The organism is Sphingomonas sp. Leaf67 (assembly GCF_001421965.1).
Classification (GTDB): domain Bacteria; phylum Pseudomonadota; class Alphaproteobacteria; order Sphingomonadales; family Sphingomonadaceae; genus Sphingomonas.
Genome location: NZ_LMLP01000001.1, coordinates 1,067,956 through 1,085,595, shown reverse-complemented (window position 1 = coordinate 1,085,595; position 17,640 = coordinate 1,067,956). Strand labels below are relative to the sequence as shown.

Genomic DNA, 17,640 nt, shown 5'->3' with positions numbered 1-17,640 from the left:
TCTTGATCGCGTTACCGGGCATGGATCGTGCGGAAGCGGTTACGCTTGGCATAGATGCCGAACGCGCGGTGAATTCTATCCTTGCGGGTTGATCGCGTCGCTCAGTCCTGCAGCCTTACGCCTTCACCACCCTCGGACGTGTGGCCGCCGGTAGCTATGAGAATAACGCCAGCGGCCAGCAGTGCCTTTTCCAAAGCGATGGCCGATGCGGCGTTGACCGTCTTGCCGTTCTCGAAGCGGTTGACGGTCATCACGCCAACGCCCGCAGCTTCCGCTAGTTCGGCGATTGTCCAACCTAGTAGGGCGCGCGCCGCCCGACATTGACCTACGCTAACCGGCATAAGGCGGTCTTAGCCCGAACGGCAGCGAACTGCCACGGGCTATTGCGGACGCTCGTGAGAAGTGGTACAAAATCTACCAGTGACGGCCGGGAGAGGAGATTGAGCCCTCCAAACCCGGCCTAACCAAACGATCACTAGGAGATCGAAGTGGCTATGAAGACCCTAACGCCCCACGTGCGTCCGGCCAAGACCGTGCGCGCAGTTCCCGCCCTTACCTCGATTGCAACGAAGACCGTCGACATGGCGCGTCAGCACCTGCGCACCGGCAACCCTGACGCCTATGCTCGCCTACTCGCCGGCCAGCACCGCGCGTCCACGGTGCGGCAGAAGGAAGCAATCGAGGCTGTCATCGCTGCCGACGCTTGCCAGCGCTTGTTCACCCGGCATGCCGCCAACGGTTGCCTTGTTGCGCGGGAGGGCTGACACATGCTCGCTACCCGACGTAACCTGATGGCGGCCGTTGCCGTTCTGCCGATCGCCGCGTGTCCGACGCCCGCGACCGCTGCCGCGAATGGGGTATCTGTCAAGCTGGCCGAGTTGATTGATGCGGCACGGGAAACCATGGCCCGTTCCGACAAGCATTACTACGAGGTCGAGATACCGGCGCACGAACGCGCAGAGGCCGCAATTGCCCGCATTCCACATGTGACGGTGCCGGTTAATCGGCCGGATGAAACCTACTGGACGACTGCCGATCCCCATGCGGCGCGGCTAGCCCGCAGCATCCTTGCCGGACACCCGAACCGGGGGCGCGGAAAGCGCGAACCGCTGCGTCGGTTCGTGGCGGCAGATCTGCGCCGCCAGCGTCAGGTCGAGCGCGCCCGTCGTGAAGTCGGGTTGACCGCCGCCACAGCCGCAAGCAACGAATACAGTGACCGCAACGCCGCGGCAGAATGGGACGTCGCCCGGTTCCCCGTTACGTCGTCCGCCGACTTCCATGCCAAGATAGCGTTCATGGTTGAGCGCGACATGTTCGACGGTCTGAACCATTCCGAACAGATGCTGGCAGATGCAGCCCGCCTCGCAGGCGTGGAGGCGTGACCATGGCAAACCTATCCCGCATCGCGACGCTTGCGCAGTTGCGCAGTGACATGTTCGATGACCTGCACATGGTCGCCGAGAAGGGCGCGGACTTCCGTCGTACCGGCGACCTGCGCAGCCATGACGCCGACAAGTTGGAAGGCCGGATCCACGACAACGCCGCCGCACTGGCGCATGTCATGCTCGCCGAGCAGCCGGCCGACGCCCACGACATAGCGTCACTGATGCATTGCATCGCCGACGCTGCCGATGACCTGCGCGACATGACGGGCAGCAAATCGGCGAACATGGTCGAGGCCGCGCGGCTGGCGTCCCTGATTGAAACCGCCGCCGATAATGTCGTCGCCTTCCTCGCGAAGTCGATCGAACCACGGAACGATAGCGAGCGCCGCCGCACGGCCGGCATGGTGCAGAAAGCCGCTCTTATCCCCTTCAACCAGCCGAAGGGGGAATAGCCATGTCGAGCATCACCGAAAGCGCAAAGGCGTGGCTGTCGATCGGGGGCCGCATCTGGATCGGGCCGGACAACCGGCTGGGGTCCATGATTAGCGCGGACCGACTGTTTTCGCTGAAGCTGTCCGATGAGGAAGCGGAACGGCGCATGGCGATCAGCCGGGCTTACAACGTGACGGAGGACGAACACGCCGCGACCGTGGCAACGCTGGTCCGTGAGTACGGCCAGCCGACCGCCAATTGCTTCATCCTCTGGCAGGAGGCTTAAGCCATGGCCTACGCGAACCAACACGCGCTTCACAGCGCCACCACCTCGTTCGATCCGCGCGCATGGCTCTCGGCTTTTGTCGCAATAGGGGGCGGCTACGCCCTCGCGTCCGGTCGGAAGCTCTGGCTCGTGGTGCAGGATTGTCCGGCTGACGATCTGACGCCGGTCATCGCCCAGATCGTCGGCAAGCCCGAACGTGCAGAAGCCATCCGCCTTTTCATCGAAGCCCAACAGCGTGGGGATCTGCACTGATGGACGACAACATCTTGAACCAGCGCGCAGCATTTGAAGCCGCTCACCAGGCTTACACTGACGCTTTCGCACATTTCGAGGCGTTGCCCCTTGGCGACGACCGCGAGAACGCCGCGCTCGATAAGTGGGTCGCCGCCATGGACCATCTAATCGAGAACGTGCCCGCTCCCGATGGCGAGGCGCTTGCGATCAAGATCGAGCTGGCCGCCACCCGGGACATTCCGATGTACGACGAGTGGATCGCGGCGTTCGCTGCGGACGCCCGCCGCCTGACCGAGAGGGATCAGTGACATGACCGACGACAAGCGCAACCTGATGACCGTGTTCGCCGGTACCGATCAGATGGGCAACCGGAAGCGGTTCGAGGCGATGTACCCCACGAGCCCGACGCTCGAAATGTTCGAGAGCGTCCCAGCGTGGGCGTTCGTTCAGGCGGCCAGCGATGATCGCAACGCGCCGTTGATCCGGACGGGGGAGGTCGTGGTCGCGGAACCGGGCGCGTTCCTGCCGACTGATGGCGACCTGTTCGTGATCCAGTACGTGTCGAAACCCCAAGTGCCGTTCGAGCGCGAGCAGCGGACCCGGCAGATCGTTTTCACGCGCCACACCCCTGTTGGTTGGTGGGCATCGTCGTTGCGCCAAGGCGACGACGGCAGCAGCATATTCGTGTCGAACGGCCCGTACCCCGATCCCGTCGTACTGGCCGACAAGATCGTCGGCCGCGTGGTCGGGATCCTTGCAACGTCTTCGGTAGTCAGGCGGATGGCCCGCAAATGACCGCGCTGCTGATCTACCCCGGCCGAGCGGCGGTCCTGCCGATCGAGGCAGTCTTATCGGCGATCCCTCAACTTCCGAGGCCCGCCCTGAACCGACTGGTGGCGCGTATGATCGACTGCCTCGACGAAATAGACGGCGATCCGGACCTCGAACCGGACGCTGACGACGAAGACACCCACGACCAGGAGAAGACCGACGACTAGCCTCGCGGGCCATAGCGCCCCAGTCCGCCGCCCGCCGTTCCCGCTGATCGCTTCCCGATCGGCGGGCGCTGGCCGTACTCACCACTTCCGCGAAAGCCTGGCTCTTTCCGAGCGGTTCGGCGACGGCTGGTGGTTGCCCATCTACCGGCGTGCGTTTCCGTCGCTCATGTCGGCCGTCGCTGTCCGCAATGACGGCTGGGCGCAGCGCGGCGGGATCGACCGGTTGCTGACGCTGGCTTGCGGGCGGACCTACACGGTCGACGAAAAGATCAGGACCGAGGACTGGCCCGACGTCCTGCTCGAACGTTGGTCGGACGAGGCGGCGCGGTCACCAGGGTGGGTGCAGAAGCCGTTGGCGGCGGACTTCATCGCCTATGCCCACGCGCCAGCCGCGACGTGCGTTCTATTGCCCGTACCGGCGTTACAGCGCGCCTGGCGTCAGCATGGCCGACAGTGGATCGGGCTGTACGGTCAGCGTCGCGCTCGCAACGCTGGCTATACGTCGGTCAGTGTGCCTGTGCCACGCGGGGTGTTGATGCAAGCGATCGTCGAGGCGATGTTTGTCTCCTAACTGACACTGACGCACTGCCAACGGATCCTGCCAATGCGACGAGTGGACTAGCTTTGTTCTATGCAACGCCAGCTAGTCCATGCTAAGCCCTGCATCCAAAGAAGTAAGGAGTTATTGTGGTGGACTTGAAAGACACCTTATCGGACGAGCTAGTCCAGGTGTCGCGTTTGGCGCTTACGGGACGGCCCCAAGATGTGCAGGCGCAGATCAGGCAATCGATAGCTAAGCTACGTCGTCGTTCGCCAGAGATTGCCACCCGCCTAGCAGCACTGCTGTCCTCCTTGCCCAGCGCGGCAGCGCCGCTCCGGGAAGCGGGGGCCGGCATGGTTCCGATAGATGCGGACTCGCGTCTCGCGTTGGTACGGCACGAATATCCGGTAGTTGTCGGCGATGACCCCGCACTCGGACCCGATCTGCTTGATCGAATTGACCAGGTTGTCGCTGAACACGGGCAGATTACGGCACTCGAAGCGCAAGGGCTGCCCCCAACGCGGTCACTGTTATTTGTGGGGCCGCCCGGCGTTGGAAAAACAATGTCCGCGAGGTGGCTCGCCGCAAGGCTTGGCCTTCCCCTCATCACATTAGATTTAGCCACCGTGATGAGCAGCTACCTCGGCAAAACAGGATCGAACATCAGATCAGCGCTTGAATACGCCAAAAGCGTGAGTTCGGTCTTACTGCTTGATGAATTTGATGCGATTGCAAAACGCCGTGACGACGACGGAGATATAGGCGAACTCAAGAGGCTAGTTAATGTACTTTTGCAAGAGATCGACGATTGGCCGGCTTCTAGCCTCTTGATTGCAGCGACTAATCACGGCGAACTGCTTGATCCCGCCATATGGCGTCGTTTTGATGACGTGCTAAATTTCGATTTGCCTAGTGTCGATGTTCGGATCCGGATGATTAAGGATTTATTCGACCATCACGACGACGTCGAACCGTGGCTTCCTGTACTTGTGGATGTCTGGAAGGACAAAACGCCGAGCGACATGGCTCGTCAAGTTCGGGCGATGCGTCGTCGTGCTGCTATCCAAGGTGTCGAACTAAGCCGGGCTATGGTCGACGGCGTTGCATCGTCACTACGTGAAGCCTCTACAGAAAATCGCAGGCGTGCTGCGGAAATTCTGTCCAAATTGGGCTTTTCTGACCGGCAGATTAGTAGCGAAATTGGTATCTCTCGGGATACGCTGCGACGTTCGCGTGCAAGCGGAAATAAATAGGAGGATGCGTGGCTAACCCTCAATACCTGATAGGCCAAGGCGAAAAGCTCTCACAAGAGATCGCGCGGCCGCCTCGCGGTATGGGCGACAAAGCGCATCCCTATGAATTTTTCGAAGCGCGACGCCGACTAACTCCTCAATGGAAGGCGGCTGCCGATGCAATTAATTTACAACCCGCTTTGGCACAACCCGGTGGCGAAGCGGTCTTGGAAGTTACGCTACATCCCAGCTACCTAGCAAAAAGCTATTATCCAAACCACTTGATGCGCGAACTTTCGCTGCGTCATCTTGGCAGCAGAGCAACCCATATCATACCCGACAAAGTCGTTTCCTCTAGAGCAGTAGAACAAGGTGCAGCCCAACCCGCCCCTGTTTTGTATGTCGGTGGAGATGCAAAGCAACTAACCCACTTTGCTTCGGAGATTGCGAATTGGGCCCCGCGCCGCGAGGACGTACAAGACGAATTCCGCCAGATCGAGAATGTTGGAATTCCAGGGGATAGCCGCTTAAAACCCCTACGTAGCGCCTTTACTCCTGGAGACGAGGTTCCGCTCGAAGTTGTCCTTCACGCGCCACTCGATGATAGCAACGGCATGATCGTCGCAGGCTTTCGCGAGTACGTAAGGTCGATTGGTCTAGATATTGATCTCCGCCGCGCCCGGCAAGCGGGGGGATTGTGCTTCGTTCCGTTGCGGGCGCCTGTCGAAAAACTACCTGAAGTGCTTCAGTTCTCTTTTCTTCGTGCGCTTCGGGAAGTGGCTCGCATAAACCCTTTCGAACCTGCGCTGCGGATGTCAGGGCCGGCATTCCCAGTAACAATCGGGGCAGAAGCGGCTTTGGCGCCGGATCTGTCCGTTGCGATATTTGATGGCGGCCTCCCCGCCGGCCACGGTTTGGAACGCTGGGTTACGACCTACGATGCTCCGGGCGTAGGGAATGCCTTTGCCGCAGCGCAGAACCATGGCCTACAAGTCACGTCAGCGTTTTTGTTTGGACCATTGCAGCCGGGAACGCCCCATACGCCACCGTTCTCGAACGTAGATCATTGGCGGATCATCGGAGATGATCATAACTCCGATGACTTTGAATTGTTTTCTCTTCTTGACCGTATCGAAGGCGTCCTAACTTCTCGAACGTACGATTTGGTCAATATTAGCGTTGGCCCTGACTGCGCAATCGAAGACGACGATGTGAACGTATGGACGTCCACGCTCGACGCTTTACTATCAAGCGGCGAAACGGTCGCCACAGTAGCCTGCGGTAACAACGGGGAGCGCGATAGCGTAGCACGTTTACACCGGGTTCAACCACCATCTGACGGCGTTAACATGTTGGCCGTTGGAGCGAGCGACAAGATTGGTACCGATTGGCGGCGTGCGCCTTATAGCGCTTGTGGCCCCGGGCGTAGTCCAGGATACATCAAGCCCGACTTCGTAGCGTTCGGCGGGTCACCTGGTGCGCCTTTCTTAGCGCTGACCAGCGGCAGTCCTGCAAGCGCCTGCGGCACTATGGGCACGAGTTTCGCTTCGCCGCTTGCTCTTCGGGGGGGCGCCGGCGTTCGAGCTCAATTCAGTACCCCGCTATGGGCGCCAACAGTAAAGGCGCTCCTGGTCCATGCTGCGGATCCTGGTACGCAGAATCGGTCGGAGGTCGGGTGGGGATTGGTGCCGCATGAACTCGGCGATCTCGTGCTATGCGGCGATGGTGAAGCGCATATTGTTTATCAGCGCCAGATGCCCGAAACGGGCGCCGTTCGGTTTTTCCTACCGATCCCAGCTGGTCTTCCTGGCATGGTAGAGATCAAGGCAACGTTCTGCTTCTACTGCGATGTCGATCCAGAGGACGCATTGAATTACACCCGCGCCGGATTAGATGTTCAGTTCCGTCCCGATACTTTGCGAATTCCGCCCCCTTACATGAAAGACGGAAGGTTGATAACGCCTACTGTCCCCAAGTCTGATTCATTCTTTAGCGCAAAGGACGTTTATACAACGGAGCATATGCGGCGGAGCGATGCGCAAAAATGGGAAACAACGCTGTCTCGCAGCAAGAGTAAACGAGCAACATCTCTTCATCAACCAGCGTTCGATGTAGGCGTTATTTATAGAGAACATGGCCATGATGGACGGCGCCCGGCAAACATGAAGGTGGCGCTAGTAGTGACGGTCCGGAACCGTGGCACAGTCGATTTGTATGATCGTGTTGTCGCGGGCTCGGGCAACCGCCTACAGCCACTTCGGCCTCGCGCGAACGTGCCAATCCCAATCAGATCTCGCGGTTGAAGTCCCCGGCGCTTAAGCGTCGCGGACGTTCGGCCCCCTTTTACCGAGCTCGTAAGCACGGCTGGCGCAAAATGGTCAGAAGGGGGTCGGTATAGATGCAACGCGGCTGAACCGCGCGAGGATATGAAGAGGGTGTCGACGGTACACGGTCGACGCGTCAGTCGATTGCCGCTCGCCAACCGCGATCAATGCGCGAGCGACCTTCCGCCCTTCGGCGGTCAAAGCCCAGCCGGGAGCTGAATCAATTCGTGCCGATCACTGAATTAGATAGCCGGCATCAGTCTCAAACGATCGGAACGAATGCACACCCTACGCAAGCTGCGCGTGCAAATAACGGCGCGAAACTGTCGGTTTTCTCGAGCAAAGACCCGATCCCAATCGACTAACTTTTGATCCCATTCGATCCCAAATTGTAAGGCGCTGTTTCTGCTGCGTTTTAATGGGATCGAATGGGATCGCGCGTCATACGCTCGAACGGCGCAGAGTTTGGCCCGTGGCACATTGTCCCACAGCTAAGCCATTGATCCCAAACGATGTGGCACAACGTGGGACAAAGCGTAACACATTGTGACCCGCAAATGTTTGATGCTAAATCACTAATAACGTTGAAGGTTTCTGACCGTAAGGTTGCGTAGGGTGTGTATGTCGAATGCGCCCAACCTTGCCGGAGCGATTTTGCCCGGGGAGGGGCCAATGAAGCATTCATCTGCTTCCGCCCCAAACCCCTCAGCGGCGATCGGCCGCGGTTGTGACGATACCGGCTCAACTCACACCGATTGTCTCTTGCATCGGAGCACAGCGCAGGACACCATCTCGCTCTCCAAAAGCCGATAGCTCAGGATCGTCGCTGCTTAGGCGATACCTGATGAATAAGACATCTGCGCCAGCCAAAGGCGGGCGTTCTATCACTCCTCTCACCATCTCGGTGAACGACGCTCTAGCTATGCTCGGCATAGGGCGGACGCGCTTTTACGAACTGGTGGCGGCCGGCGAGATCCAAACGATCAAGCTCGGCCGACGTCGTCTTGTGCAAGTCGCTTCCCTACAACGCCTCGCATCCGAAGGGTACGAGCCGCCGCCGCGATACGTGAAGCCAGAGCAGTTTATAATGAACCTTTGAGCGGGTGGCGTCCTCCGGCTGGATCGGAGTGAGGTTATCCCTGATCCTCGTAAGCCAGCTGGAGGACGCCCCAGTGCGCGCCGTTGACGTTGATCGACGCAATGACCTGCTTGAGCAGAACGACCCCGCCGTCTGCCAAAGGGCGACGATAGGCCTTCAGGCAGAACTGCTTGGTGATCTTCACTTGCTGGGCGGTGTCTGGAAAATGGAAGAACAGGCCGGCACGTGAGTGCTCCTCGTTCCATGCTCTTTGACCGCGCCGTTGGGGGAGGGAGCGCTCTGGCATCGCTACCGCGCCGAAACACCGGCGATCGGTAAAGCTCATGCCGAAGAATCCGGGAAACTTCCTCGCGGCTTCCTGGTGCGGGCGGGCCAGCGTCGTGATCAGCGCCATTGCCGGATGGGTGAAGAGCGGTGGATCCGAGCCTTCAACCGGGCTGTAGGTATCACTTAGGATTGAATGCTGGGCCAGACGTCCATCCTCGACCGCCTCGCGCAAGCCTTTGGATACCGCCAGCGCTGCCTCGGTGGCAAAGCGGATGTAAGGCCGGTCCGGCATGTCTGCTCCGCTTTCGGCGAGCATCTGGAGCAGGTCGTTCGTATCGTCGCTTACAGCGGTAAGGCGATGGGAGAGGCGCTGAAGGCCCGAAGCGTTGTCGCTCGACGTTTCGGCAAGGCGGTTGAGCCCGAGCCGAACCTCGTCGACGGCGGAGGCCATCGAAGTGACCTTATCGCTCACGGTTACACTGTTGTGTTGCAGGCCGTCCATGAGGAGGCGGATTTGCGCTACGCGGGCCTTAACGTCCTGCGTTCCATCGTGGGTTGAGCGAGCTTTCGCAACGCCCAGATCAACGCGTGCCAGCATGGCTGCTGCTTGGGAGGTTAGGGCGTCGATTGATGCACTAATTCGCGAGGTTGCCGTCGCTGTTTCTCGCGCCAGCTTCTTCACTTCGCTCGCCACCACGGCGAAGCCCCGTCCGGCATCGCCCGCCCGGGCCGCTTCGATGGTGGCGTTGAGTGCAAGGAGATTTGTCTGTCCGGCAATGTCGTCGATCGTGGCGCTCACCTTGCCGACGTCCTCCAGCGCTGCCGTAAAAGCACCGAGACTTTCGTGGATCAGGCTGACTTGCCCGATCAGATCGAGCACATCACCCATCGCCGTGTCGATCTGAAGCTGCGAGTTTGCCAACAGGCTATTTGCCCCGGTCGTTGCGCTCAGCGACTCCTGCGCGACGACTGACACATTATTCGCGTCCACGACGAGGACGTTCGTTTGTGCTCCGAGATCATCGATCGTGCCGGCTTGCGCGGTGACGCGGGTAGCCAGCTCCGAAATGTCGGCCTGCAAGTCCAGCGTCCTGATGCCAAGCTCGCCCGATCGACGGGCGGCCTCGGCGATCGTGCGATCGAGTTCCACGGCATCTCCTTTCGCATACAGCCATAAGGAATCATGCTTAACGAAGGGCTACCCGATGAAATATCCGATTAGCGGTTGTTCTGCCGGGCTTAGAATGCATTCTGCGGCCAACCTCGTTCGTCAGCCGTTAGCGATGCATGACGGAGAGCCTTTCACCTGATCCCTACATCTTGATCATGACCGGGGCGGGGTTGCTGATCGCGCTGGTCGCATGGTTGCCGTTGGCACTGAAACGGTTGCCGCTGTCCCTGCCGATCGTGTGCATCGGTATCGGAGCCGCGGTCTTTCTGCTTCCGCAGGTGAAGCTGCGCCCGCTGCCGTATCTGTACCCAGAGATAACCGAGCGGTTTGCCGAGTTCGTCGTCATCATCGCGTTGATGGGGGCAGGCCTCAAGATTGATCGTCCATTCGGCTGGCATCGTTGGTCGATCACGTGGCGGCTATTGGCAATCACGATGCCGCTTGGCATTCTGGCGATCACTGGGCTTGGTATGGCGGCGTTGGGCCTACCACTCGCTGTTGCGCTGCTGCTGGCCGCTAGTCTGGCCCCGACCGATCCGGTTCTAGCCTCCGACGTCCAGGTCGGGCCGCCCAAGACGGGTGATGAAGATGAGGTACGCTTCGGACTGACATCGGAAGCCGGGCTCAACGACGGCGCGGCATTCCCGTTCGTCCACCTCGCCATCCTCCTCGCGATAGCCTTACCGGCAGGGAAGCCATGGCTGACAGAATGGCTGACCTATCGCGTTCTGTGGGAGATTGGCGGCGGGATCATAGGTGGCTGGCTCGTCGGCCGGGCCTTTGGGTGGCTGACCTTCCACATCCCTGCTGAAACGAAACTTGCCCGAACCGGAGACGGCTTGATTGCGCTCGCGGCCACGTTCGTTTCCTACGGCGTCACCGAGATTTTCCACGTCTACGGCTTCCTCGCAGTGTTCGTCACGGCACTCACGTTTCGCAGCTCGCATCGCGACCACGAGTTTCAGGACGAGATGCACGCCATCACCGAGCAGATCGAGCGACTCGCGATGATGGTGCTGCTTATCCTGTTCGGTGGCGCGCTGGTAAGCGGACTGCTGACGCCGATTAGCTGGATGGATGGCGCGGTGGCGCTGGTGATCCTGCTGATCGTACGGCCGCTTACCGGCTGGATCGGCCTTCTGGGTTGGTCCGGCGACCAAGGCGAAAAGCTTACCCTATCGTTCTTTGGTATCCGGGGCGTCGGGTCAATCTACTACCTGGCGTATGGGATCAACCATATGCCCGTCGGTGATGCCGCCCATCTGTGGGCCATCGTCGGGCTGATCGTACTGTTCTCGATCCTGCTTCACGGTCTGACTGTTACGCCAATCATGCGGTCGCTAGACGAACGTCGCGGGGTTGATCCTGATGCAAAAGGAGTAGCGCCACCCGGTTTGCAGGGGCCCGCGAGATGATTCGATTGGTCGCTGTTGTTCGCTATCGTTCGCCTCAATTCGACCTAAAATGAGGGAACGAACGGTTGAACCCTACGCACGCGGACATGCGCAAGCAGCTGTAATCACTATCGATTTTGGAATGTAGGTGGTGCCGCTTACAGGACTCGAACCTGTGACCCCCGCATTACGAATGCGATGCTCTACCAACTGAGCTAAAGCGGCCCGGGACGGTGTGCCGTCTGGACGCGGGCGATTAGCAGCGGGGGGCGGGGGTGGCAAGCGGATTTGCATAGGAAAGTGTCGCGTCGCGCTTTACCGGACGTTTACCACGCGTGGTACAAAAGGCGAGCGATCGGGCAGAAGGCCCATGGGGACCAGAATATGGACATTGTGGGTGGGGGTTCGGAGCGGGGGGATGGGGACCGGGAGGGTGTTGGTAGCGAAGTGGTCTCCGTCGGGACCGACGAACGCCGCATGCATGTCCGCGCGTACAATTACTGGGTGTCGCTGCTGCACGGGCGGCCGTGCCCGCTGATCGAGTCGCTGGACCCCGCCGGTATCGCCGATTTCGGGCCGAACAGCGTCCTGCTCGACTTCACCGCAGGGCGCGACGATGCCGAGATCCGGTTCCTGGGCCATGCCCTGCGCGAGGAGAGCGGAACCGATTCGTCGATCGTCCGCATGTCGCAGGTGCCGTCGCGGTCGCTGCTGTCGCGGCTGACCGACCATTATCTGCAGATCATCGCCAACCGCGCGCCGATCGGGTTCGAGGCCGAGTTCGTCGGCCATCGCGGCTTTCCGATGCTGTACCGCGGGATCCTGATGCCGTTCTCGTCGGACGGGGAGGCGATCGACTATCTGTACGGAGTCATCAACTGGAAGGAAGTGGTCGATGCGAGCGTCCAGTCGCAGCTGGCCGCCGAGCTGAGCGAAGCGCGCCGCACCACCACCCCGCGCCGCACCCCCGTCATCGCCACCGCCGCCGCATGGGCGGACGGCCCGAGCGCCCCGATCGAGACCCTGCCGGCCGCCCCCGCCGCGCCGACGCTGTCCGAGCAACTGGTCGCGACGCGGCGCACGATCGAGGCCGGCCCGGCATCGCCCGAAGCGCTGGCCGAGGCGTATGACTTCCTGATCGCCAGCGAACGCGACGCGGGCGGCTATGCCGCGATGCTCGCCGGGGCCGGCCTGACGGTCGATCCGCGTGCGCCGGTCGAGGCGCTGGTCCGGCTGTTGTTCGGTACGCCGCACGAGGGCAATGCCCGCCTGCTCGCCCGCGCGCACCGCGCCGGGGTGGGCGAAGGCGAGTTCGCCGAATGGATCGAGCGGACCGGCGCCCGCCCCGCCGCCGCACCGAACGTGATCGTCCCCGTCGCACCCGGCGACGAACCCTATGTCCTGCTGCTGGCCCGCGCGGTCGATGCCGGGTCGGTCGAGATCATCGGCCGGGTCGCGGCGGATGCGGCGTTCGTCGACGCCGCCGTGCGCGATCTGGGATATTGAGGGCGGTTTCGGTCGGCGGTCGCAGGCGGAGCGTCGGCTGATCCGACGTCGTTGCCGGTGATGCCGGCGCGACCGCCATGGGACCGCCACTGGCCCGATCACCGCCGGACGGCCGGTGGTCGCCATCGACCACCGGCCGCATCATCCTCATCATCCTACCGCGCCAGCAGGACCCGGGCCTGTCCGGCGATCTGGGCCAGCATCGCGGCACTGGCCACCGGGGCCTGCCGCGCGCGGTGGACCAGCGCGGCGAACTGGGCGACGCGGTCGCGGTTTGCCTCCAGCCATTTCTCGACCGCCGCCTGCGGGTCCTTGCCGGCATTGCGGTTGAGGAATTCGAAGCGCAGCTGCTGAAAATCGCGGGCGAGGCCGGCGATCAGCAGCCGCTCCCACGGATCGCCGGTCTGGATGCGTGCGGCCACGGCCTGTGCCCAGTCCAGCCCGAGCGCGAAGCCGAGATGGGTAAAGGCCAGCGTCAGCCGCGTTTCGTCGAGCTTCAACCGCTGGCCGAGATCGGCGAGGCCGACCGCGCCGTCGAGTTCGAACAGGCGTACCACCTGTCCGGCCAGCTCCTGCGGTGCCCCCGCATCCTGCAGGATGCCGGCGATCCGGTCGCGCTGTTGCGCCGCCTCGGCACGCAGCAGCGAGCTGGTCTGCCCGGCAAGGCTCGCCACGCCCTTTTGCAGGTGCGCCACGGCCCGCGCCGGGGGAGTGCCCGCCGGGAAGGCGCGCAGCAGGTCGGCGATCTGCGAGCGGACACCCACCGCGACTTCGTCGAGCAACGCGATGCGGGCACGCTCCGAAATGTCGGCAGCCTCGATCCGGTCGTACAGCTTGTTCGTGTCGAACAGGCGTTCGGCGGCGACGAACATCGCGGCGATGTCGGCCAGTGCTTCGCCCTCTTCCTCCGCCAGTTCGAAGACGTGCAGCACGCCCAGCCGGTTGACGATCCGGTTGGCGAGCTTGGTCGCGACGATTTCCCCGCGCAGCCGGTGATCGAGAATCGCCTGTTTGTGGCGTTCCTGCATCTCGCGCGGGAAGGCGGCGAGCAGGTCGCCGGCCATATCGGCATCGGTCGCGACGGCGGAGTGTTCGATCGCCTCCTGCAACGCCAGCTTCACGCTGGCCAGCAGCACCGCCAGTTCGGGGCGGGTCAGCCCGCGTCCGTCCTGTGCGCGGCGGACATAGTCGTCATTGCCGCTCAACCCCTCGACCACGCGGTCGAGCTTGCCGGCGGCTTCGAGCATTTCGATCACGCGGACATAGCTCGGCACCGCGACCGGCCCGTCATTCTCCATCACCGACAGCGCCAGCGTCTGGAGCCGGTTATCCTCCAGCACCAGATGCGCGACGTCGTCGGTCATCCGCACCAGCAACGCGTTGCGATCGTCCTGCGTCAGGCGTCCTTCGATCACCTCGCGGTTCAGCGCGATCTTGATGTTCACTTCATTGTCCGAACAATCGACGCCGGCCGAATTGTCGATGAAGTCGGTGTTGATCCGCCCGCCATTGGCGCTGAACGCGATGCGCGCCGCCTGCGTCACGCCGAGGTTCGCGCCTTCGCCGATCGCCTTGGCACGCAGGGTCTGCGCATCGACGCGAATCCGGTCGTTGGCGGGATCGCCGACATCGAGATGGCTTTCGGCGCGATCCTTCACATAGGTGCCGATGCCGCCGAACCAGATCAGGTCGACCGGTGCCTTCAGAATGGCAGAGATCAGCGCGCTCGGTTCCATTTCGCGGTCGGTGACGCCCAGCATCGCGCGGACCGCATCGGTCAGCGGGATCGTCTTGGCGGTACGCGGGAACACGCCGCCGCCCGCGGAAATCAGCGACGGATCGTAATCGGCCCAGCTCGACCGCGGCAAGGCGAACAACCGGTCGCGTTCGGTCCAGCTGGCTGCCGCATCGGGTTCGGGGTCGAGGAAGATGTGGCGATGGTCGAACGCCGCCTTCAGCCGGATCGCCTTCGACAGCAACATGCCGTTGCCGAACACGTCGCCCGACATGTCGCCGCAGCCGACCACGTCGATCGACTGCGTCTGCACGTCGACGCCCAGTTCGAGGAAATGGCGCTGCACCGAAATCCACGCGCCCTTGGCGGTGATGCCCATCGCCTTGTGATCGTAGCCGACGCTGCCGCCGCTGGCGAAGGCATCGCCCAGCCAGAAATTGCGTTCGAGCGCCAGCGCGTTGGCGACGTCGCTGAACGTCGCCGTGCCCTTGTCCGCCGCGACGACGAAATAGGGGTCCTCGCCGTCATGGATGGTCACGCCCTGCGGATGGACGACCTTCCCATCGACGATATTGTCGGTGATCGACAGCAGCGAGCGGATGAAGATGCGGTAGCTTTCGGTCCCCTCGGCGATCCATGCATCGCGGTTCGAAGGTGCGGGCAGTTGCTTGGGGTAGAAGCCGCCCTTGGCACCGGTCGGCACGATCACCGCGTTCTTGACGCGCTGCGCCTTCATCAGACCCAGGATTTCGGTGCGGAAATCGTCGCGCCGGTCGGACCAGCGCAGCCCGCCGCGCGCGACCGGTCCGGCGCGCAGGTGGATGCCCTCCACGCGGGGGCTGTACACGAACACCTCGCGCCACGGCAGCGGCTTGGGCAGGCCCGGCACCTTCGCGCTGTCGAGCTTGAACGCCAGCGCCTCTTGCGACGCCGGGGCGAAGGCGTTGGTGCGCAGCGTGGCGGCGACCACGCCGCGATAGCTGCGCAGGATGCGGTCGTCGTCGATCGCCGACACCGCATCGAGGCCGGTTTCGATCGCGGTATCGGCGATGGTGACGCCGGCTTCGCGGTCGGCCCGCGACGGGTCGTGCGCGGCGTTGAACCGCTCGATCAAGGCAGTGGCAACGCCCGGCGCGCGGCGCAGCGCATCGACGGCGGTGGCGAGGCTGTAGCTGAGGCCCGTCTGGCGCAGATACCGGAACCATGCGCGCAGCAGCACGACGGCGGTCGGGGCGATCCCCGCCTCGACGGTCAGGCGGTTGAACGCGTCGTTTTCGGCGCGGTTTTCCAGCACCGCCTCGATCGCGCGTTCGACCACCGGTACATCGAATTTCGGCGCGACGCCCGACGCCAGCTCCACCTCGAAATCATGGATGAAGGTCTTTTCGTCATCCTCGAGCCGGGTCGGCAGTTCCTCGATCACGCGGAAGCCGAAATTCTCGAACACCGGCACCGCATCCGACAGCGGCAGCGCGCCGCCGCGGCGATAGACCTTGATCCGCATCCGTTCGCCGGGGGCGGTGAGGATGCGCACCGACCGCGACGTCGCATCGGTCAGGCCGGCGACGCGGACGATGTCGCGGGCCGCCTCGTCGGGCAGGTTCGAATTGCGGTAGTTGGCGGGAAAGGCGTTGGCGAAGCGCAGCGCCATGCGCGTCGCCCCTTCGGGGGCCAGTTCGGTCAGCGCCCCTTCGACCGCCGGCCGCCAGCCGCGCACCATGCGTTCGATCCGGCGGTCGAGGTCGCCCGCCTCGGGCATCCGTCCATCCTGTCGCAGGTCGAGGACGTAGCGGATCAGTGCCGCCTCGCCATCCTCCATCGCGATCGACCAGTTGAGGATCGACGCATTGGCCGCCTGTGCCAGCATGTCGCCGATCGCGAGCCGCCGCTGCGTCGTCACGTCGTCGCGGCCGAGCCAGACGAAGGCGAACAGATGCCGGCCGAGCGCCGAGCGGATCAGCACGAGGCGCGAGCGGGGCCGGTCGGCGACCGACATGGCGGTCAGCGCCAGTTGTTCGAGCGCGTCGGGGCTGAACGCGGTGGTCAGGTCGTGCGGCAGCGTGGAGAGCGCGTGGCTCAGCGCCTTGCCCGCATGGCCCGACGGGTCGAAGCCGAATTTGGTGCGCAGCGCCGCCAGATTGCGGCGCAGCACAGGCACGTCGGCCGGATCGGCCTGCAACGCGGCGCTGGTCCACAGCCCGCCATGGATCGAAAGGCCGGTCACGGTGTCGCCGTCGACCACCGGGACCAGCACCAGATCAATCGGCGCGCGGCGATGGACGGTCGAGATGCAGTTGGATTTGAGCAGCAGCGGCTGGCGGTTGCCGGCGTCGAACCACTCGATCGCGCGCTGGCGCGATGCGTCGGCGAGGAGCGGCACGTCGAGCCGCGCGCGCGACAGGCCCAGCCGTTCGCCGACCACACCGTCGCGCGACCAGCGTTCATGCGCCAGCTGCGTCAGGTTGCCGGCGACGAACCAGTTCAGCAGCGCCGCATCCTCGGCCGTGTCGGCCTGGGCGGTCAGCCGTGCGGCATCGGCCTGCATCGCCGCCTGCATCGCCCGCCAGTCGGCGACGGCGGCGCGGACATGGTCGAGATTGCGTTCGATCTCGGCGACCAGCGCGTGACGCACGCGGGCATCGGCGCGCTCCATCTCGATATAGATCATCGATTCGCGGCGACCCTCGCCCGCCAGATCGGTCAGCGTGCCCGCCGCGTCGCGGGTGACCGGCGCGACCGGGTGCAGGATCCGGTCGATGGCGATGTCGTACGCGACGATGGTGCTGGCGATCGAATCGACCAGGAAGGGCATGTCGTCGTTGATGACCGCCAGCCGCATCCGCCGCGCCTCGCCCCGGCTCAGCGTCTCCAGCGCGACGCTGACCGTGCCGGGCGACCGGTGGGCCGCGGCCGCTGCCACGAACTGCGCGGCATCGGCGCGGGCGGCGGTGTCCAGACCTTCGATTTCGCCGGGGAGCGCACTGTCGACCAGCAGCGTTTCCAAAGGGCGGGCGAGCTTGGCTTTTGGTGTCATGG

General features: G+C 63.0%; 17 protein-coding genes and 1 tRNA gene. 14 read left to right on the top strand and 4 right to left on the bottom strand.

The window, feature by feature from the left end; translation table 11 throughout:
* Positions 1-101 precede the first annotated feature (101 nt).
* Positions 102-341 (bottom strand): helix-turn-helix domain-containing protein, encoded by a 240-nt coding sequence (locus tag ASE90_RS05145; protein ID WP_055996750.1) that lies wholly within the window; start codon positions 339-341, stop codon positions 102-104.
* A 153-nt stretch (positions 342-494) separates the two neighbouring features.
* Here ASE90_RS05145 and ASE90_RS05140 point away from each other — a divergent pair, with 153 nt between their 5' ends.
* The 12 genes from ASE90_RS05140 to ASE90_RS05095 all read left to right on the top strand — a co-directional run bounded on the left by ASE90_RS05140 (position 495) and on the right by ASE90_RS05095 (position 8,531).
* Positions 495-764 carry a hypothetical protein gene (locus tag ASE90_RS05140; protein ID WP_055996747.1) on the top strand — a complete coding sequence of 90 codons (270 nt, stop codon included), beginning with the start codon at positions 495-497 and terminating at the stop codon, positions 762-764.
* A gap of 27 nt (positions 765-791) precedes the next feature.
* Positions 792-1,382 carry a hypothetical protein gene (locus ASE90_RS05135; protein ID WP_055996744.1) on the top strand — a complete coding sequence of 197 codons (591 nt, stop codon included), beginning with the start codon at positions 792-794 and terminating at the stop codon, positions 1,380-1,382.
* Positions 1,379-1,837, top strand: a complete 459-nt coding sequence (locus tag ASE90_RS05130; protein WP_156361417.1) for a hypothetical protein — start codon at positions 1,379-1,381, stop codon at positions 1,835-1,837. Before ASE90_RS05135 ends, ASE90_RS05130 begins: the two co-directional genes overlap by 4 nt.
* Positions 1,838-1,839: 2 nt before the next feature.
* A complete protein-coding gene (locus ASE90_RS05125; RefSeq protein WP_055996740.1) occupies positions 1,840-2,103 on the top strand; it encodes a hypothetical protein in 264 nt (87 codons plus the stop codon).
* A 3-nt stretch (positions 2,104-2,106) separates the two neighbouring features.
* Positions 2,107-2,355, top strand: coding sequence for a hypothetical protein (locus tag ASE90_RS05120; RefSeq protein WP_055996737.1), 249 nt, complete (start codon positions 2,107-2,109; stop codon positions 2,353-2,355).
* Positions 2,355-2,645 carry a hypothetical protein gene (locus ASE90_RS05115; protein ID WP_055996734.1) on the top strand — a complete coding sequence of 97 codons (291 nt, stop codon included), beginning with the start codon at positions 2,355-2,357 and terminating at the stop codon, positions 2,643-2,645. The genes ASE90_RS05120 and ASE90_RS05115 overlap by 1 nt, the downstream gene beginning before the upstream one ends.
* 1 nt (position 2,646) lies before the next feature.
* Positions 2,647-3,132, top strand: a complete 486-nt coding sequence (locus ASE90_RS05110) for a hypothetical protein (protein WP_055996731.1) — start codon at positions 2,647-2,649, stop codon at positions 3,130-3,132.
* Positions 3,129-3,335, top strand: a complete 207-nt coding sequence (locus ASE90_RS05105; protein WP_055996728.1) for a hypothetical protein — start codon at positions 3,129-3,131, stop codon at positions 3,333-3,335. Before ASE90_RS05110 ends, ASE90_RS05105 begins: the two co-directional genes overlap by 4 nt.
* 166 nt (positions 3,336-3,501) lie before the next feature.
* Positions 3,502-3,906: a hypothetical protein gene (locus tag ASE90_RS05100; RefSeq protein ID WP_235531654.1), complete on the top strand. Its 405-nt coding sequence runs from the start codon at positions 3,502-3,504 to the stop codon at positions 3,904-3,906.
* 119 nt (positions 3,907-4,025) lie between these two features.
* Positions 4,026-5,129 (top strand): AAA family ATPase, encoded by a 1,104-nt coding sequence (locus tag ASE90_RS18925; RefSeq protein ID WP_156361416.1) that lies wholly within the window; start codon positions 4,026-4,028, stop codon positions 5,127-5,129.
* 8 nt (positions 5,130-5,137) lie between these two features.
* Positions 5,138-7,411, top strand: a complete 2,274-nt coding sequence (locus tag ASE90_RS18920; RefSeq protein ID WP_156361415.1) for a S8 family peptidase — start codon at positions 5,138-5,140, stop codon at positions 7,409-7,411.
* Positions 7,412-8,276: 865 nt separating this feature from the next.
* Positions 8,277-8,531: a helix-turn-helix domain-containing protein gene (locus tag ASE90_RS05095; protein WP_156361414.1), complete on the top strand. Its 255-nt coding sequence runs from the start codon at positions 8,277-8,279 to the stop codon at positions 8,529-8,531.
* Positions 8,532-8,565: 34 nt separating this feature from the next.
* On the opposite strand, the gene ASE90_RS05090 is transcribed toward ASE90_RS05095, so the two are convergent.
* Positions 8,566-9,948 carry a methyl-accepting chemotaxis protein gene (locus ASE90_RS05090; protein WP_082449446.1) on the bottom strand — a complete coding sequence of 461 codons (1,383 nt, stop codon included), beginning with the start codon at positions 9,946-9,948 and terminating at the stop codon, positions 8,566-8,568.
* Between the two features lie 176 nt (positions 9,949-10,124).
* Here ASE90_RS05090 and ASE90_RS05085 point away from each other — a divergent pair, with 176 nt between their 5' ends.
* Positions 10,125-11,384 (top strand): cation:proton antiporter, encoded by a 1,260-nt coding sequence (locus ASE90_RS05085; protein ID WP_414888871.1) that lies wholly within the window; start codon positions 10,125-10,127, stop codon positions 11,382-11,384.
* A 128-nt stretch (positions 11,385-11,512) separates the two neighbouring features.
* Here the strand turns inward: ASE90_RS05085 and ASE90_RS05080 are convergent.
* A tRNA-Thr gene (locus ASE90_RS05080) sits at positions 11,513-11,588 on the bottom strand.
* Positions 11,589-11,840: 252 nt separating this feature from the next.
* Here ASE90_RS05080 and ASE90_RS05075 point away from each other — a divergent pair.
* Positions 11,841-12,869 (top strand): hypothetical protein, encoded by a 1,029-nt coding sequence (locus ASE90_RS05075; RefSeq protein WP_156361413.1) that lies wholly within the window; start codon positions 11,841-11,843, stop codon positions 12,867-12,869.
* A gap of 155 nt (positions 12,870-13,024) precedes the next feature.
* Here ASE90_RS05075 and ASE90_RS05070 read toward each other — a convergent pair whose 3' ends face one another.
* On the bottom strand, positions 13,025-17,638 hold the full coding sequence (locus ASE90_RS05070; protein WP_055996719.1) for an NAD-glutamate dehydrogenase domain-containing protein: 4,614 nt from the start codon (positions 17,636-17,638) through the stop codon (positions 13,025-13,027).
* Positions 17,639-17,640: the final 2 nt, after the last annotated feature.

Coding starts and splice junctions, on each gene's coding strand:
- ASE90_RS05075 (WP_156361413.1), top strand. CDS start 11,841: ATGCATGTCCGCGCGTACAATTACTGGGTGTCGCTGCTGCACGGGCGG.
- ASE90_RS05135 (WP_055996744.1), top strand. CDS start 792: ATGGCGGCCGTTGCCGTTCTGCCGATCGCCGCGTGTCCGACGCCCGCG.
- ASE90_RS05070 (WP_055996719.1), bottom strand. CDS start 17,638: ATGACACCAAAAGCCAAGCTCGCCCGCCCTTTGGAAACGCTGCTGGTC.
- ASE90_RS05110 (WP_055996731.1), top strand. CDS start 2,647: ATGACCGACGACAAGCGCAACCTGATGACCGTGTTCGCCGGTACCGAT.
- ASE90_RS05085 (WP_414888871.1), top strand. CDS start 10,125: ATGACCGGGGCGGGGTTGCTGATCGCGCTGGTCGCATGGTTGCCGTTG.
- ASE90_RS05115 (WP_055996734.1), top strand. CDS start 2,355: ATGGACGACAACATCTTGAACCAGCGCGCAGCATTTGAAGCCGCTCAC.
- ASE90_RS05140 (WP_055996747.1), top strand. CDS start 495: ATGAAGACCCTAACGCCCCACGTGCGTCCGGCCAAGACCGTGCGCGCA.
- ASE90_RS05105 (WP_055996728.1), top strand. CDS start 3,129: ATGACCGCGCTGCTGATCTACCCCGGCCGAGCGGCGGTCCTGCCGATC.
- ASE90_RS05095 (WP_156361414.1), top strand. CDS start 8,277: ATGAATAAGACATCTGCGCCAGCCAAAGGCGGGCGTTCTATCACTCCT.
- ASE90_RS05145 (WP_055996750.1), bottom strand. CDS start 341: ATGCCGGTTAGCGTAGGTCAATGTCGGGCGGCGCGCGCCCTACTAGGT.
- ASE90_RS05125 (WP_055996740.1), top strand. CDS start 1,840: ATGTCGAGCATCACCGAAAGCGCAAAGGCGTGGCTGTCGATCGGGGGC.
- ASE90_RS05120 (WP_055996737.1), top strand. CDS start 2,107: ATGGCCTACGCGAACCAACACGCGCTTCACAGCGCCACCACCTCGTTC.
- ASE90_RS05100 (WP_235531654.1), top strand. CDS start 3,502: ATGTCGGCCGTCGCTGTCCGCAATGACGGCTGGGCGCAGCGCGGCGGG.